General features: G+C 44.3%; 13 protein-coding genes. 8 read left to right on the plus strand and 5 right to left on the minus strand.

The genetic code is table 11. The annotated features are described in order from the left end of the window. Window positions 1-12: 12 nt before the first annotated feature. Window positions 13-396 (minus strand): RDD family protein, encoded by a 384-nt coding sequence (locus NST56_RS01580; RefSeq protein WP_168746862.1) that lies wholly within the window; start codon window positions 394-396, stop codon window positions 13-15. Window positions 397-632: 236 nt separating this feature from the next. Between NST56_RS01580 and NST56_RS01585 the strand changes: the two genes are divergently transcribed. Next, on the plus strand, window positions 633-1712 hold the full coding sequence (locus NST56_RS01585; protein WP_268448940.1) for a helix-turn-helix domain-containing protein: 1080 nt from the start codon (window positions 633-635) through the stop codon (window positions 1710-1712). 43 nt (window positions 1713-1755) lie between these two features. Here NST56_RS01585 and NST56_RS01590 read toward each other — a convergent pair whose 3' ends face one another. Both NST56_RS01590 and NST56_RS01595 read right to left on the minus strand, forming a co-directional pair. Next, window positions 1756-2712 (minus strand): GHKL domain-containing protein, encoded by a 957-nt coding sequence (locus tag NST56_RS01590; protein WP_268448944.1) that lies wholly within the window; start codon window positions 2710-2712, stop codon window positions 1756-1758. A gap of 12 nt (window positions 2713-2724) precedes the next feature. After that, the gene (locus tag NST56_RS01595; RefSeq protein ID WP_010332910.1) at window positions 2725-3426 is read right to left on the minus strand and encodes a LytTR family DNA-binding domain-containing protein; all 702 of its coding nucleotides are present in this window, start codon (window positions 3424-3426) and stop codon (window positions 2725-2727) included. Between the two features lie 143 nt (window positions 3427-3569). Here NST56_RS01595 and natA point away from each other — a divergent pair, with 143 nt between their 5' ends. The 3 genes from natA to NST56_RS01610 all read left to right on the plus strand — a co-directional run bounded on the left by natA (window position 3570) and on the right by NST56_RS01610 (window position 6539). After that, window positions 3570-4310, plus strand: a complete 741-nt coding sequence (gene natA / locus NST56_RS01600; RefSeq protein ID WP_010332911.1) for a sodium ABC transporter ATP-binding protein NatA — start codon at window positions 3570-3572, stop codon at window positions 4308-4310. Continuing rightward, entirely contained in the window at window positions 4311-5471 is a 1161-nt protein-coding gene (locus NST56_RS01605) for an ABC transporter permease (RefSeq protein WP_268448947.1), read from the plus strand. 135 nt (window positions 5472-5606) lie between these two features. Next, a complete protein-coding gene (locus NST56_RS01610; RefSeq protein ID WP_268448949.1) occupies window positions 5607-6539 on the plus strand; it encodes an aldo/keto reductase in 933 nt (310 codons plus the stop codon). 37 nt (window positions 6540-6576) lie between these two features. On the opposite strand, the gene NST56_RS01615 is transcribed toward NST56_RS01610, so the two are convergent. Then, complete coding sequence (locus NST56_RS01615; RefSeq protein WP_268444206.1) at window positions 6577-7641, minus strand: DUF4352 domain-containing protein; 1065 nt, start codon at window positions 7639-7641, stop codon at window positions 6577-6579. A 318-nt stretch (window positions 7642-7959) separates the two neighbouring features. Here NST56_RS01615 and NST56_RS01620 point away from each other — a divergent pair, with 318 nt between their 5' ends. Then, on the plus strand, window positions 7960-9378 hold the full coding sequence (locus tag NST56_RS01620; RefSeq protein ID WP_339182029.1) for a YcdB/YcdC domain-containing protein: 1419 nt from the start codon (window positions 7960-7962) through the stop codon (window positions 9376-9378). A 185-nt stretch (window positions 9379-9563) separates the two neighbouring features. Further along, window positions 9564-10925 carry a YcdB/YcdC domain-containing protein gene (locus NST56_RS01625; RefSeq protein ID WP_268444209.1) on the plus strand — a complete coding sequence of 454 codons (1362 nt, stop codon included), beginning with the start codon at window positions 9564-9566 and terminating at the stop codon, window positions 10923-10925. 6 nt (window positions 10926-10931) lie between these two features. Here NST56_RS01625 and NST56_RS01630 read toward each other — a convergent pair whose 3' ends face one another. Continuing rightward, window positions 10932-11435, minus strand: coding sequence for a M15 family metallopeptidase (locus NST56_RS01630; RefSeq protein ID WP_339179498.1), 504 nt, complete (start codon window positions 11433-11435; stop codon window positions 10932-10934). A 120-nt stretch (window positions 11436-11555) separates the two neighbouring features. Between NST56_RS01630 and NST56_RS01635 the strand changes: the two genes are divergently transcribed. Both NST56_RS01635 and NST56_RS01640 read left to right on the plus strand, forming a co-directional pair. Then, entirely contained in the window at window positions 11556-12677 is a 1122-nt protein-coding gene (locus tag NST56_RS01635) for a Rap family tetratricopeptide repeat protein (protein ID WP_010332918.1), read from the plus strand. Between the two features lie 109 nt (window positions 12678-12786). After that, complete coding sequence (locus NST56_RS01640; RefSeq protein ID WP_268506241.1) at window positions 12787-13563, plus strand: SDR family oxidoreductase; 777 nt, start codon at window positions 12787-12789, stop codon at window positions 13561-13563.

Genomic DNA, 13563 nt, shown 5'->3' on the forward strand with positions numbered 1-13563 from the left:
TATTCTTCAAGGTTATTCTGCTTTCAGCACAATTGTTTTCGCAGCCATATCATGAACGGCTTGTTTTTTCTTCGTAAATGCGGCTGTTAAATAGATCAGGCGGGAAAACACATGCACCCACGCTATCATGTAACGGACAATAGCCTGAGGGAGGGAGATTTTCTCGTGTGTTTCGTCTCTTACAATTTGCAGCCCGATGATTTTTTTGCCCAGCGTACCCTTCCAATTTGTCAGCGGCATCAGCAAAGGATACACAAGCAGCATCAAAATGGCGACAGCGATGACGCCAGCGGACCCGTCGCCAAACATAAATCCGGATGCTAAAATCACTGCGGCCGCAATGACCACGTCAAGCACAAGAGCGCAGGCGCGCAGCATAAAACCAGCTAGTTCCAACATAAACACTTCCTTAAAAATTTTAGATAAACACCTAATGATTGTAAAAAAGAAGGGCCTAAAGCGGGAATAGGTTATAAGTCTTAAATCACAAAAGTTGATGAAAAAGTCATAGGTAAATTTACATCATGAACCAGGCTGTCACATTACCAAATTCTTTTTTAGCCCGAAACCAAGCCCTCAGAAGTTATTTTTGTTAAAATAGAAAAGTTACAACAGAATTCGGAGGGTTTATTGTGGGAAAAGTGAAAAGAAATGCCCCTTGCCCATGCGGCAGCGGTAAGAAATATAAAAAATGCTGCGGAAATAAAGTTGTCGACTTCCCGACAGAATTAGCGGCAAAAGAAGCAAAACAAATTCAGGAAGACTTAGTGGAGTATGCCTTCACAGTACATAGAGAAAGCATTTCGGGTTTCATCAACCAGCATGATTTTCTTTCTACTATGGACAGGCAGACAAAGGACATCAGTGTATTTAATTTGGGAATCTGGGGAATCTTCTTCCACCCGCTCGCTGGTGACAAAACGATCTTTGAAGAGTACCTTCAGAAAAAAGGCGATTCGATCACCCGCCCGAAAACACGTGAGATCGTTGAATCCTGGAAGAGCATGACGCCTGCTTTATTGCTGCTGAAGGATATGAAAGAAGCAGTCATTCATTTTGAAGATGTCATTACGAAAAAGCAATTCGACGTGGAAATGGACGTCACGAATCAAGACCTCCCGCCAGTAGGAAGCTTGATTCTCGGCTATCCGATCCACGAAGCCGAAAAAGCGGAATTCTTCATGCAGTTCACAATCTTCCCAGTGAAGAGAACGGAAGAGCTGATCAGCAAGGTGAAGACATATGCGGATGCTGCAGTGAAAAACGGCAAAACGCCGGAGGACTTCATGAAGCAGGAGTTCAACAACGTACTTTTCGCGCTGTTAGCGGAAAAAGATGAACAGCCGCAGCAAGCGGAGCCTGTTCAAGAAAGCAACGTTGAGTGGGCAAACGACATGGAGAAAGAAACAGCGGCGGCGATCGAAAAAGGCATGAGCGGAGATGAATATCCGGATGAACTGATTCCGGCAGTCATTGACATTTGGAAATCGTTTTGCGAGAAAAAGTCACCTGTCATCAGAAAGCCGGAAGCTTTTGCGGCGGCAGTTGAATATTATGTGAATGCAATCTCTCTTGACGGCGCTACCGTTTCCCAAGCTAAACTGGCGAAAAAATACGGCGTAAGCGCATCAACGATTTCAAGCCGCTACAAAGAAATTGAAAGCACGCTCCAGGATGAAGCGGATCGCTTTGCACAATCATTAACATCGTAATGACGAACAAAAAACCTTGAAAAGCCAAGCTTTTCAAGGTTTTTTATTTTTGGAACGGAATTTTGATTTCTAATCGGAAGACAGGATGGCGATATGTAAAATCAAGCTTGCCAAAAGCTTGATTCACCAGCTTTTGGATCACATAAGTGCCCATTCCTTCATGAGTGCCGCTCTTCGTCGTATGGCCGAATGACTGAAACAGTGTATCGAGCACTTTCGGTTCCATGCCGGGTGTTGTATTTTCACAAATCAGCACATAAAGCCCGCTTCGCAGTGATGTCTCCAGCTTGATCTCCGCTTTCTCAGGGGCCTCTGCGGCGCTGTCGAGCGCATTTTCTAATAGGTTGCCGGCCAGGCTGACCTGATCAGCGGGAGAGAAAGGGAGGGAAGAAAGCGGCGTATGCAAATGCAGTGAAACGTTCACATTCGAAGCTTTTGCTTTTTCCAGAAAGTCATACAGCACCCCTGCAAGGTACGCATTCTCTCCTTTTAAAAAACGGTCATATTGACTGTACTGGTCTTCCCAATGGTTTATGTATGTTTGTGTGTCCGGCTCTGACTGCGCCGAGCTGAGCGCTGTGATATGCTTCATTGTATCGTGATTCCGGCTCCTGACATCCATCAGCATTCGATTGGCGTGCTGTTCAGCCTGAGTCAGCCAATCGATTTGTTCATAAAGCTTTGTCAGCGAGCGGCATAGCCCGATGCGGAGCCATTCACCTGCCGCGAATATCATCATTACAAGCAGCACCGCCCATCCAGAAGCGACGATCAGCAAAAACACCGCCGACAGAATGTGAATCACGGCGATACATAAATAGAGCTGAAGGGGACAGCGATCCTGCATAGGCTTCGTTTTCCATATGTATAAAACCGCTGCCGCCGCGCCTAAAGCAGCGGCGAGCCAAGAAACGGATGTGCTGTGTGAAAGAATGGACGCCGACTGATAAAATATGAAACTGAATAAAAACAAATAAAGACATTGAAACAGAGTCATCACAACCTGCGCTCCTCAAAAATAATAGTTTTGAAAATAATCAAGCTGCTGCTTGGTGATCATCGCTTTTTTAGATGTTCCCTCAAACGAAACCGTAAACGAATGCTTCGTATAAGCGGAAAAGTGTTTAATGTAATGAATGTTGATAATAAAGGAGCGGTGCGAACGAAGAAAATCCTTCTCCGGCAGATCGCCTTTAATATCGTTCAATGTTTGATACGTTTGCACTTCTTCAGATGTTGTCACAATCGTCGTTGACCGTCCTGTGCGTTCGGCGAAAATAATATCCTTCTTTTGCAGCACATGCATTTTAGATTTTTGTTTAATCAAAATCCGCCCGTTCAAGCTCGTTTCCGTTTTCTTTTTGAAATAACGTTCGAAGGAGGAGCTGAGACGATCGGCGTGGTACGGCTTCATAATATAGTCGTGGACGTTCAGATCAAAAGCGTGAACCGCATAGCCGCTGTTGCCGGTGACGAAAATCACATCCACATCCAGCGAATGAGATCTGATTAAATCCGCCAGCTCGTAGCCTGACATGTGAGGCATCTCAATATCGGCAAGCAGAAGATCGATGTCCTCGTTCTTCACTCGGCTGTAAGCTTCCTCAGCCGAATCGGTGGCAAAGACAATTTCGACATCCTGCATTCTGGACACGATTGCTTCCAGCTTCTCTAAATCTACTCGATAATCATCGACTAGTCCGACTTTTACCATTATCATTCCCCTAGTTAGATAGAATCATCTTTATTTTATCCCATTTCGCGACATAAAAAGAACTCTTCGCGACAACTTTATCCAACAAATCAAACTTTTCGTATATAGTCATTACTAGAAATAACAAAAAGGGAGATTGTGACATGATTACACTGACGGATTGCAGCCGCAGGTTTACAGATAAGAAAAAAGTAGTCAAAGCTGTGCGTGATGTAAGCTTAACAATTCAAAAAGGAGAAGTCGTCGGCATTCTCGGAGAAAACGGAGCCGGCAAAACAACGTTGCTGAGAATGGTCGCGACCCTGCTTGAACCGACACAGGGTACGATCACAGTGGACGGCTTTGACACGGCCAAGCAGCCGGCCGAGGTCAAGAAACGAATCGGTGTCTTATTCGGAGGAGAAACAGGACTCTATGACCGGATGACGGCAAAAGAAAATTTACAGTACTTTGGCCGGCTGTACGGGCTGAACCGCCATGAAATCAAAGCGAGAATTGAGGATTTATCAAAACGGTTCGGCATGCGTGATTATATGGACCGAAGAGTGGGCGGGTTTTCAAAAGGAATGAGGCAGAAGGTCGCCATTGCCAGGGCGCTGATTCACGATCCGGATATCATTTTATTTGACGAGCCGACGACAGGACTAGATATTACGTCAAGCAACATCTTCCGTGAATTTATTCAGCAGCTGAAAAGAGAACACAAAACCATCCTGTTCTCCAGCCACATTATGGAGGAGGTTCAGGCGCTCTGTGACAGTGTCATTATGATGCACAGCGGAGAGGTCATTTACAGAGGAGCACTTGAAACACTATACGAGAGTGAACGCAGTGACGATTTGAACTACATCTTTATGTCTAAGCTGGTCAGGGGGATTTCATAAATGGTAGGACAGATTTATAAAAAAGAGATGACCGACGCTTTACGGGACAGAAAAACAATTTTACTGACGATCTTAGTTCCGATAATTACGATGCTGGGCCTTGTGTTTTTCTACGAAAGCATGCTTTCGGACAAAGGGGAGCAGTACACGATCGCTGTCGGCCACTCCCTGCCTTCAGAGCTGGAAAACAAGCTGAATGCGATTGAGGAAATCAGTGTAAAGACATTCGCAAAACCTGAACAGGCGGTCGATGACGGGAAAGCGGATGTGTATCTGAACATCCCGAAAGAGTTTGATTCTTATATCACCAGTATGACAACTTTTAAGGTTGACGTTTACGGCAGCTCGGTCGATCAAGGGTCATCAAATGCTATGCAGCTTGTGCAATCTGCCTTAGAGCAGTACAAAAATGAAATTGTTCAAAAACGTTTAACGAGTAAACATATTGACCATTCGGTGATCCAGCCGTTCTCAGTTCAACAAAAAGAAGCAGATGAAGAGCAAGGCGTTTCTGCGATCATGCTTTCTGCCATTCTTCCGATGCTGCTTCTAACATCAATCGTTTCCGGTGCCATGCCAATCGCTCTTGACATTATTGCTGGAGAAAAGGACCGGAAATCCATAGAAGCGCTGCTGCTGACACCGGTCAGCAGAAACAAAGTGTTAATCGGCAAGTGGCTTGCGGTTTCTACCTTCGGAATAGCCTCTGGCGTATTATCACTGATCTTTCTGATTCTGTGCACCGTCTTATTTACGGAAAAGTTAAGAACAGCCTTTCAGCTGGGAGATCACTTATGGGGCATTATCGGAGCCTCAGCCTTGATCATCATGCTTTCTGCCATGCTGATCGCCGCAATGGAGCTTTTGATCAGCATCATTTCCGGCACGGTAAAAGAAGCGCAGAGCTATATGTCTCTTGTCGTCTTTCTGCCTATATTCCCGATGTTTTTCATCTTCAATAAGGCGCCGAATCAAATCGATCTATCTTACTTTTTCATCCCGTTCCTAAATCTGCACGCCTTATTTAAACAGCTATTATTCGGGATGATAAATCCGGCTGCCATTCTATATACGTGCGGAACCATCGTCGTGCTCATCGCCATTTTCTTTTTACTGGCCAGAGCCTGCTTCTTAAAAGACAAATGGGTTCTGCCAAAATAAACTTGCAAAAGGAGAAATACACTTTCTCCTTTTTGTGTATGCTGAAAAAAGAAGGAAAATAGAAAAAGGATATCTAATACAAAAAGTGGAACCTGCGCTATTTTTCATCAAATCATTTCGGAAGGAGAAGGGACAATGGATCAAACACGTGCACTTGGGAAAACGAATTTACAGGTGAAACGGATCGGATTCGGCGCAAATGCGGTCGGCGGGCATAATCTGTTTCCGAATCTGAATGATGAAACTGGCAAGGACTTGGTTCGCACGGCTTTGGACGGCGGCGTGAACTTTATCGATACCGCCTTTATATATGGATTAGGGCGATCCGAAGAATTAATCGGTGAGGTCGTTCAGGAACGCGGTGTCCGGGATCAGCTCATGATCGCCTCTAAAGGAGCCCATAAAGAAGGAAACGGCCGCATTGAATTAGACAACAGCCGGGACTTTCTTCGCGGCGAGGTGGAAAAGAGCCTGAATCGGCTGAAGACAGATTACATCGATCTATATTATGTTCATTTTCCGGATGGCAAGACACCTCTTGCAGAAGTCGCGGGCACGCTGAAGGAACTGAAGGATGAAGGGAAAATCAAAGCGATTGGAGCCTCGAATCTCAATTATCAGCAATTGCAGGAATTTAATGCGGACGGCTACTTGGAGGTCTTTCAGTCAGAATACTCTTTAATTCAGCGTGATGCTGAGAAGGAGCTGCTCCCATACTGTGAAAAACACGGGATTTCTTTTATTCCGTATTTCCCGCTCGCATCCGGGCTGCTGACCGGAAAGTTTACAAAAGATGATGCCTTTGACGACAATCGAAAGAACAACCCGCAATTCCAGGGAGAAACCTTTATTCAAAACCTGAAAAAAGTAGACAAGCTCAAAGCGGTAGCTGAAGAAAAGAAAGCAGAGACGGCCCATGTCGCCTTGGCGTGGCTGTTAACGAGACCGGCTGTAGACGCCATCATTCCAGGTGCTAAGCGCCCGGAACAGCTGAAGGATAACCTGAAAACCTTAGATGTTGAACTGACGGATGATGAAGCAGATTTCATCAGCGGGATTTTTAAATGAAAAAGGAAATAGCCCTGGGGCTATTTCCTTTTGATGTTTATTCTTTAATGAATGCTTCAACTAATTCTGCTGCTCTGTAATCGTCCATATCAAGCTGCCACTGGTCGATGTCATTTTTCTTCATTTTCACTTCAACCGTTTTTTCACTTGAAGCCGGGCCAAGCTTTTTGAACTCTTCTGGATAGACTTGAAGCGCATATTTTACAGCATCTTCATAGCTCGCACCTGAATTCTTGCTGTAGTAGTCTTTCATTCTGTCCTCGATGCGGTCTGAGAGAGAAGAAGCGTCGACTGGTTTAATTGTAGCTTCTACAATGGCTTCATCTTTTGAGATGGAAGTTGTTTTCGCTTGAATCGATGAGTTTTTGCTTAATCCTGCTTTAATGCCGTTCACGATATTATCAAGCGCTTTGCTGTCCGCATATGTGCTTGAAAGGCCTGAAGCTGAGAGGTAGCCGTCTTTTGCTGACTCGTTAAAGTCGTTCACAATTTCATTTTTGTTCGCGCCGGTGATTTTTTCGAAATCTTTGTTATCTTTACCGAAAAGAAGGACATCTATATATGCCGATAAAGCTTTCGCAGAGTCTTGGAGCTGATCTGCTGTCGCAAGGATTTTTTTGTCTTTTCCGTCAATATTGAATGTAACTGATTTTGGCTTCTTATCACCGTAAGATTCCGGCGTGTAATTCAGCTCGTATTTTTCGCCTTTATCTACAACGAAGAAAAGATTTCCTTCAACCGATTTGTCAGCGTTAATCGTGCTGCCCTGCAGCTTTTCGTTATAGTCTTCAGGATCTGTGTCAGACATTTTGGTATCACCTTGATACAAAGTGAAATCCATATGGTCTACATTAAGCGGATCTTTCCCTGTGTTTTTCACAGCGACATTTACCTTTAACACGAGCTGATCATCTGAAGTTGACTTATCATACTGAGACGGAAGTGTATAAGAGACATCTTTGATCTTAACTTGAGCTATATCTGCGCTTTTTTCTGTTTCTGAACTTTTCTTCTCCGCGCTTGTTTTACTTCCGGAACAAGCAGCTGTAAACAGCATCAGCAGGAGAACAAGGAAAACAGCGTACGTTTTTTTCTGAAACATTCATTTTTCCTCCTCAAATGGTTTTGGGAAAGGGGAGTCTTTTGTCTTTGAGAATTGAATCTTTTTGAATGGATTGACATGATGCAGCCAAAAAAATCGGTTCTTTTCTCATGGTTTTACCCATATTTCTGGAAACTCCGTCCTTCTTTGCGATTGATGACCTATAAAAAGTTGCAACGGAATTAATTTTAAGATTATTAGCTTTTATATTGAATAGGTTCATCATACTATTTTTGGTGAAAAATGTTCTGGTAAAACTGGAAAACACAGAAATTTGTGTATATTAGACTATTACTTTGTGATCAGTCGAAGGGTGACATTCGAACGAAGAAGGGGGCCGCCTTGGTGAAAAAAGAGGAATTGAAACAAAAAGCACTGGAAATCGGCCGTGTGCCGACACACTTAAAGCTGGAAATTGAAGATTATGGTGATGAACGGAAAAGGTCGTATTTTTGCTGGATAGATCCGCAGGATGAACACAAAGGGATCATCGTAGAGCTTGGACCGGACGGACAGCTGGAAGGGCTTTCTCGAGATGTTGAGCCTGAAAGCAGTGAGAAGCTGTCCGAAGACCAAATAGAGGATATCTTGATTCAGTTCGTGAACTCTCATTATCCTGAAGCTCCGTCTGCGTTTGTCCGTGAAGAAAATGATGAGGCATTTGATGACAAAGTAAGGTTTTCATATGTTCAAATGGAAGACGGACTGCCGCTTCCTATGAGCGGTTTTATGGCTGATGTCTCCTTATCAGGGGAGGTGGTGTATTTTCGGTATTACGGGAAAGCGTGCAATATAATCAAGCCGGAACAGGTCGCAGATGAAAAAGAAGCAATGGCTTATTTCAAGAAAGATATAGATGTCACTCTCCTATTTGAGATCCTTCATCGCTCTGTCTACAAAAACGGAGACGATCAGCCGCATTTGGTGTATGAGTTTGAAAAGGCGGGCATTGCTGTACCTGCAGATGTAAGTGAAGAGAAAGAAATATGTGATGATGATTACGTGGAGTCAGAAAGCTTTCCCCTTCCCTTATTCGAAGACATTCACGAAAATGCAGACCCTGGCAGCATGGTCGGCTTGAACAGCGGACTGGTAAAAGTAAGGGAAGCAGATATAGGAAATGGAAGAATCGGGATCGTCTGGCGGAATCCGGATGTTCCTGTGTATCAACCGGCGGATAAAAGCATGGATAGCTGGTTTAGAGGACGGGTTCACCAAGTGCTGAAAACCACCCATAACAAAGAAACTGGAAAACTCGAAGGTGTTATGTCGTTTATAGACGAAAAAGGGCCGAATACCGTAAGCGAGGAAGAGTGCGAAAAAATCGCCATTCGTTTTCTGTTCGCGTTATTCCCGAATGCTGATCAATATTTTAAGATCAAATACGATAAACAAGGTGAAGAAGGTTCGTCAGCCGGCTTTACGTTTGACGTGCACTGTAACGGAGTTCCGCTTCGGTTTGGGCAGGTCAGAATCTGCGTCAGCCGCCAGACTGGGCGCATTACCGTTTATATGGGACCGGACATTGACCCTGAAGTGCTCAAAGCTGTTGACCCAGTTCCATCCATTTCACCGGAACAAGCCAAGTCTATCTTTTGGCGCTATTTTAAAGTGGAGCTTGGCTGGGAGAGAGAATACGGAGAAGATGAAGAAAACAGCTATCGTCTCGTCTACAAGCCGGTATATCCGAGATTGATTGATGCCCATACTGGTGAGGCTGTCATAAGTGCATTGTAAAACAGCCAAAAGTCACACATTTTCGGCGTGTGTACTGGCTGATGCATGAAAAAAGTAATAGAGAGAATGTGGAAATCCAGTTTCCTTAATAGAAAAGGACCTTTCTTCACTTTAAAAGAAGAAGGGTCTTTTTATATAATAAACAAGGTTCTCTTTGTCGTAGACTCTTTGAAAGGATGACTTCATTGGTAAACAAACAGCTGAAAAAGAAGGCGCAAGAGATCGGAAATGTACCGCCGCACTATGAGCTTGAGATAGAAGATTATGCTCAAAAACAAAAGAAGAAGGGGCATGCATACTTCATTTGGAAGGACCCTGAAGATCCGGAAAAGCAAATTATCGTAGAACTCGCGAGCGACGGCGCTTTGCTCACATTTTCAACAGCCGCCGGCCTCGAGCAGGACAAAAAGCTCCCAGATGCCGAGCTGAAGCTGACAGCTCTTCAGTTTGCCGCAGCCCACCATCCGGCCACATTTATGAAATTTCATTTTCAAGCCAAGGAAGAACGAGGGCATCACATCCGGTTTGTTTATACAAAAAAACAGCTGGGCCTCTCGCTCCCCAATTCAGGATTTTTAATAGATATCACACGCAGCGGACAGATTGTCCATTTTTTATATTACGGAGAAGGGAACAAAGCCGACATCCCAAAGGAATTCGTAGAGAAAGAGAAGGTCATTTCCCATTACGTCAATACAATGTCTTTACGGCTTATGTATGACGTCATTGATGATGAACAATTGCCCAGACTCGTCTATGAACCGATTTTGCCGGGTTACAACTATCCAGCGGATGTAGACGAAATTGTGCCTGACCAGCACATATCGGATGAAAGAACGGAAAACGGGGCGCCTCTCCCGCCGCTTGAAAAAAAAGAAGAAACCGATATATATGAAATGCTGGGACTTACTTCTGATATGAAAAAAGTCGGTGAAAGGGACTTCGGAGATGAACTTGGAAGCACTTGGCGCAAAGGCACTGCACCCGAGCGGAAGGATTTAAGCATAGGAAGCTATTTTGCAACGAGAAATAAAAATACAATCAAAATGAAGACTGATAAAAAAACAGGGAAATTAAAAGCAGCTATTTCCTTCATGGAACATCAAGTTTCCGGCCATTACTCAACGGAAGAATGCCAAGAGACAGCGCTTCAGTTTTTGTACGCGCTCTATCCAAGAGCAGATGAGTTTTTCAGAGTGAACCCAATCCGAATCGATGAAAGAGGCAGGGTTCGCAATCACTTTTCTGTCTGGTATAAAGGAATACCGCTGCGGTTCGGTGCTGCCCGCATCATCGTCAACCCGGAAACCGGAAAAATTGACGCTTTTATGGCTCCGGATATAGACCCAGAGCTATTAGAAACAATCAACCATAAACCGGATGTTTCAGCCGACGAAGCGAGAGAAGCATTTTTATCTGCGTTTGATGTGAGGCTGGAGTGGCAGCCTGATTTTTCAGCAGGCAGCCATCAGCATTATAAGCTTGTGTATAAGCCGATTTATCCTCCATATATTGACGCGCATAAAAGAAAAAAGAAGAGGCTGTGAGGGTGTCTAGTCAGGTATCATTTGCAAGTGGGGATAATCCTTGAACCGTTCCCAATCCCCGCCCCACTCAAATCCGAGTTTTTTAGCGATGGTGACGACCTCCAGCCAATCTGATTTCCCGTTTTGATTGCCGTCGTAATCCATATCCCATAAGATGCTGCCATCCTTTTTCTGAAGAGCGAAATCAATCGCCAAACCATAATTATGATACGATTCCCCTCCTTTTGCGTAGGTGACAATATTCCCTTTTTTTGTGCGTCCTTGCTTATATAATTTGTCTTGTTCCTTAAAGGATCTGAATCCTTCAGTAATCACGATCGAGATGCCTTTATTTGATGCGGCAGCCTTGAGGGTGTCGGCATTCTGCTTCACAATCGGATCAAGAGCGGAAGGAACAGGCCTGTCCTGCAGAGCGGTTTGAGAGTGCCATGCGTGCCGCACATATGAAAAACAAAGGTCCGCCACAAACAGGAGGCATAAGATGAAAGATGTTTTTGCTATTAATTTCATACCGTTCTCACTTTCTCATGAGTTGCTGAATGTTATGTTTTAAGCCATTGACTCTCTCTAAAAGAGACTAGCTATGATAAAATATAACATAAATAGTAGCAGGAGGAAGGAGGCAGATCATTGAGAGCAAAGATTCCATCTGAAGAAGTGGCGGTAAAACTAAACGAATGGTATAAACACATTCGTGCGTTTGAAGCAGATCAAGCAGAAGCATTAAAGCAGGAGATCGAGTACGAATTAGAAGACATGGAAGAAAATCAGGATTTACTATTATATTTTTCTTTGATGGAATTTCGGCATCGGATCATGCTGGACAAGCTGATGCCGGTGAAAGACAGCGACACCGAGCCTCCGTTCTCTGACATGCTGAATGAAATTGAAAGCAATCAGCAAAAACTGACGGGCTTATTAGAATATTATTTTTACTATTTCAGAGGGATGTACGAATTTAAGCAGAAAAATTTCATTTTAGCCATTGATCATTATAAGCATGCCGAGGAAAAGCTGGAGTATGTGGAAGATGAGATTGAAAAAGCTGAATTTCTTTTTAAGGTCGCAGAAGTGTACTATCACATCAAACAAACGTATTTTTCGATGAATTATGCAAGCCAGGCGCTTGATATCTATACGAAATACGAACTGTACGGCCGCCGCCGCGTGCAGTGTGAATTTATCATTGCCGGAAATTTGACGGATGTCTATCATCACGAAAAGGCACTCAAGCACCTGTGCAGCGCTTTGGATTATGCCAGTCAGCTTGAGGAAGCATACATGATTGCTGCGGCTCATTATAACGTAGGCCACTGTAAGTACAGCTTGGGAGATCTTAGCGAAGCGGAGGGCTATTTTAAGAAGGCCGCCGCCATTTTTGAAAAGCACAAATTTCAGCAGACCGTTCAAGCTGTATTTTCACTGACACATATCTACTGTAAAGAAGGAAAATACGACAAAGCAATAGAGACGTATCAACACGGGGTTACAAGCGCGGCAGAATGGGCGGATGACATGTACTTAACAAAATTCCGCCTTATTCATGAGCTTTATCTTGGCAGCGGCGACAGGAAGGTGCTCGAAGAATGCTTTGACCTTTTGGAATCCCGCCAGCTTTTCGCTGATGCAGAAGAGCTGATGCAGGACGCGGCAGAACGCTTCAATCAGCAGCAAAATTATGAGTCCGCCGCTTTCTTTTACCGCAGGCTGATGGACATAAAAAAGACACTTGCCGAGCAGCGCTTCCAATAAGAGATGGCAGAGAACCGATAAGGTTCTCTGCTTTTTTTATGCTGTTTTCAACCCGGGAAAACAGGGTATTTTCCAGTACACAAAGGAAAATCAGAGGAGGAAATCATTTATGTATAAAGATTTAATCGGGAAAACAGCCATCGTAACAGGCTCTTCAAAAGGAATCGGGAGAGCCATTGCGGAACGCTTTGGGCAGGAGAAAATGAATGTGGTTGTGAATTATCACAGCGACCCGTCAGGAGCCGATGAAACAGTGGACATTATTAAGCAAAACGGAGGAAAAGCCGTCGTAGTCGAAGCGGATGTGTCAAAGGAAGAAGGGATTCAGGCGCTAATGGATGCCGCTTTGGAGCACTTTGGCACGCTTGATGTAATGGTGAACAATTCAGGCTTCAACGGTGCAGAAGCCATGCCGCATGAGATGAGCCTTGAAGATTGGCAAAGAGTCATTGATGTAAACGTAACGGGAACCTTTATGGGGGCAAAAGCCGCGCTCAATCACATGATGAAGAACAATATCAAAGGAAACGTGCTCAATATCTCAAGTGTTCATCAGCAGATTCCGCGCCCAGTCAATATTCAATACTCAACTTCTAAAGGCGGCATCAAGATGATGACGGAAACGCTGGCGCTTAACTATGCAGACAAGGGAATTCGCGTCAACGCAATAGCACCGGGCACCATCGCCACAGAGTCCAACGTCGACACGAAAAAAGAAGAAAACAGACAAAAGCAATTGAAAAAAATTCCGATGAGAGCCTTTGGACAACCGGAAGAAGTGGCGGCTGCAGCGGCTTGGCTCGTATCGGGAGAAGCGAGTTATGTGACCGGTACAACACTGTTTGTGGACGGCGGAATGACACTCTATCCGTCTCAGCTCGAGTAG

Origin of the sequence: Bacillus sp. FSL R5-0560 (genome assembly GCF_037966305.1) — a bacterium.
Classification (GTDB): domain Bacteria; phylum Bacillota; class Bacilli; order Bacillales; family Bacillaceae; genus Bacillus; species Bacillus mojavensis.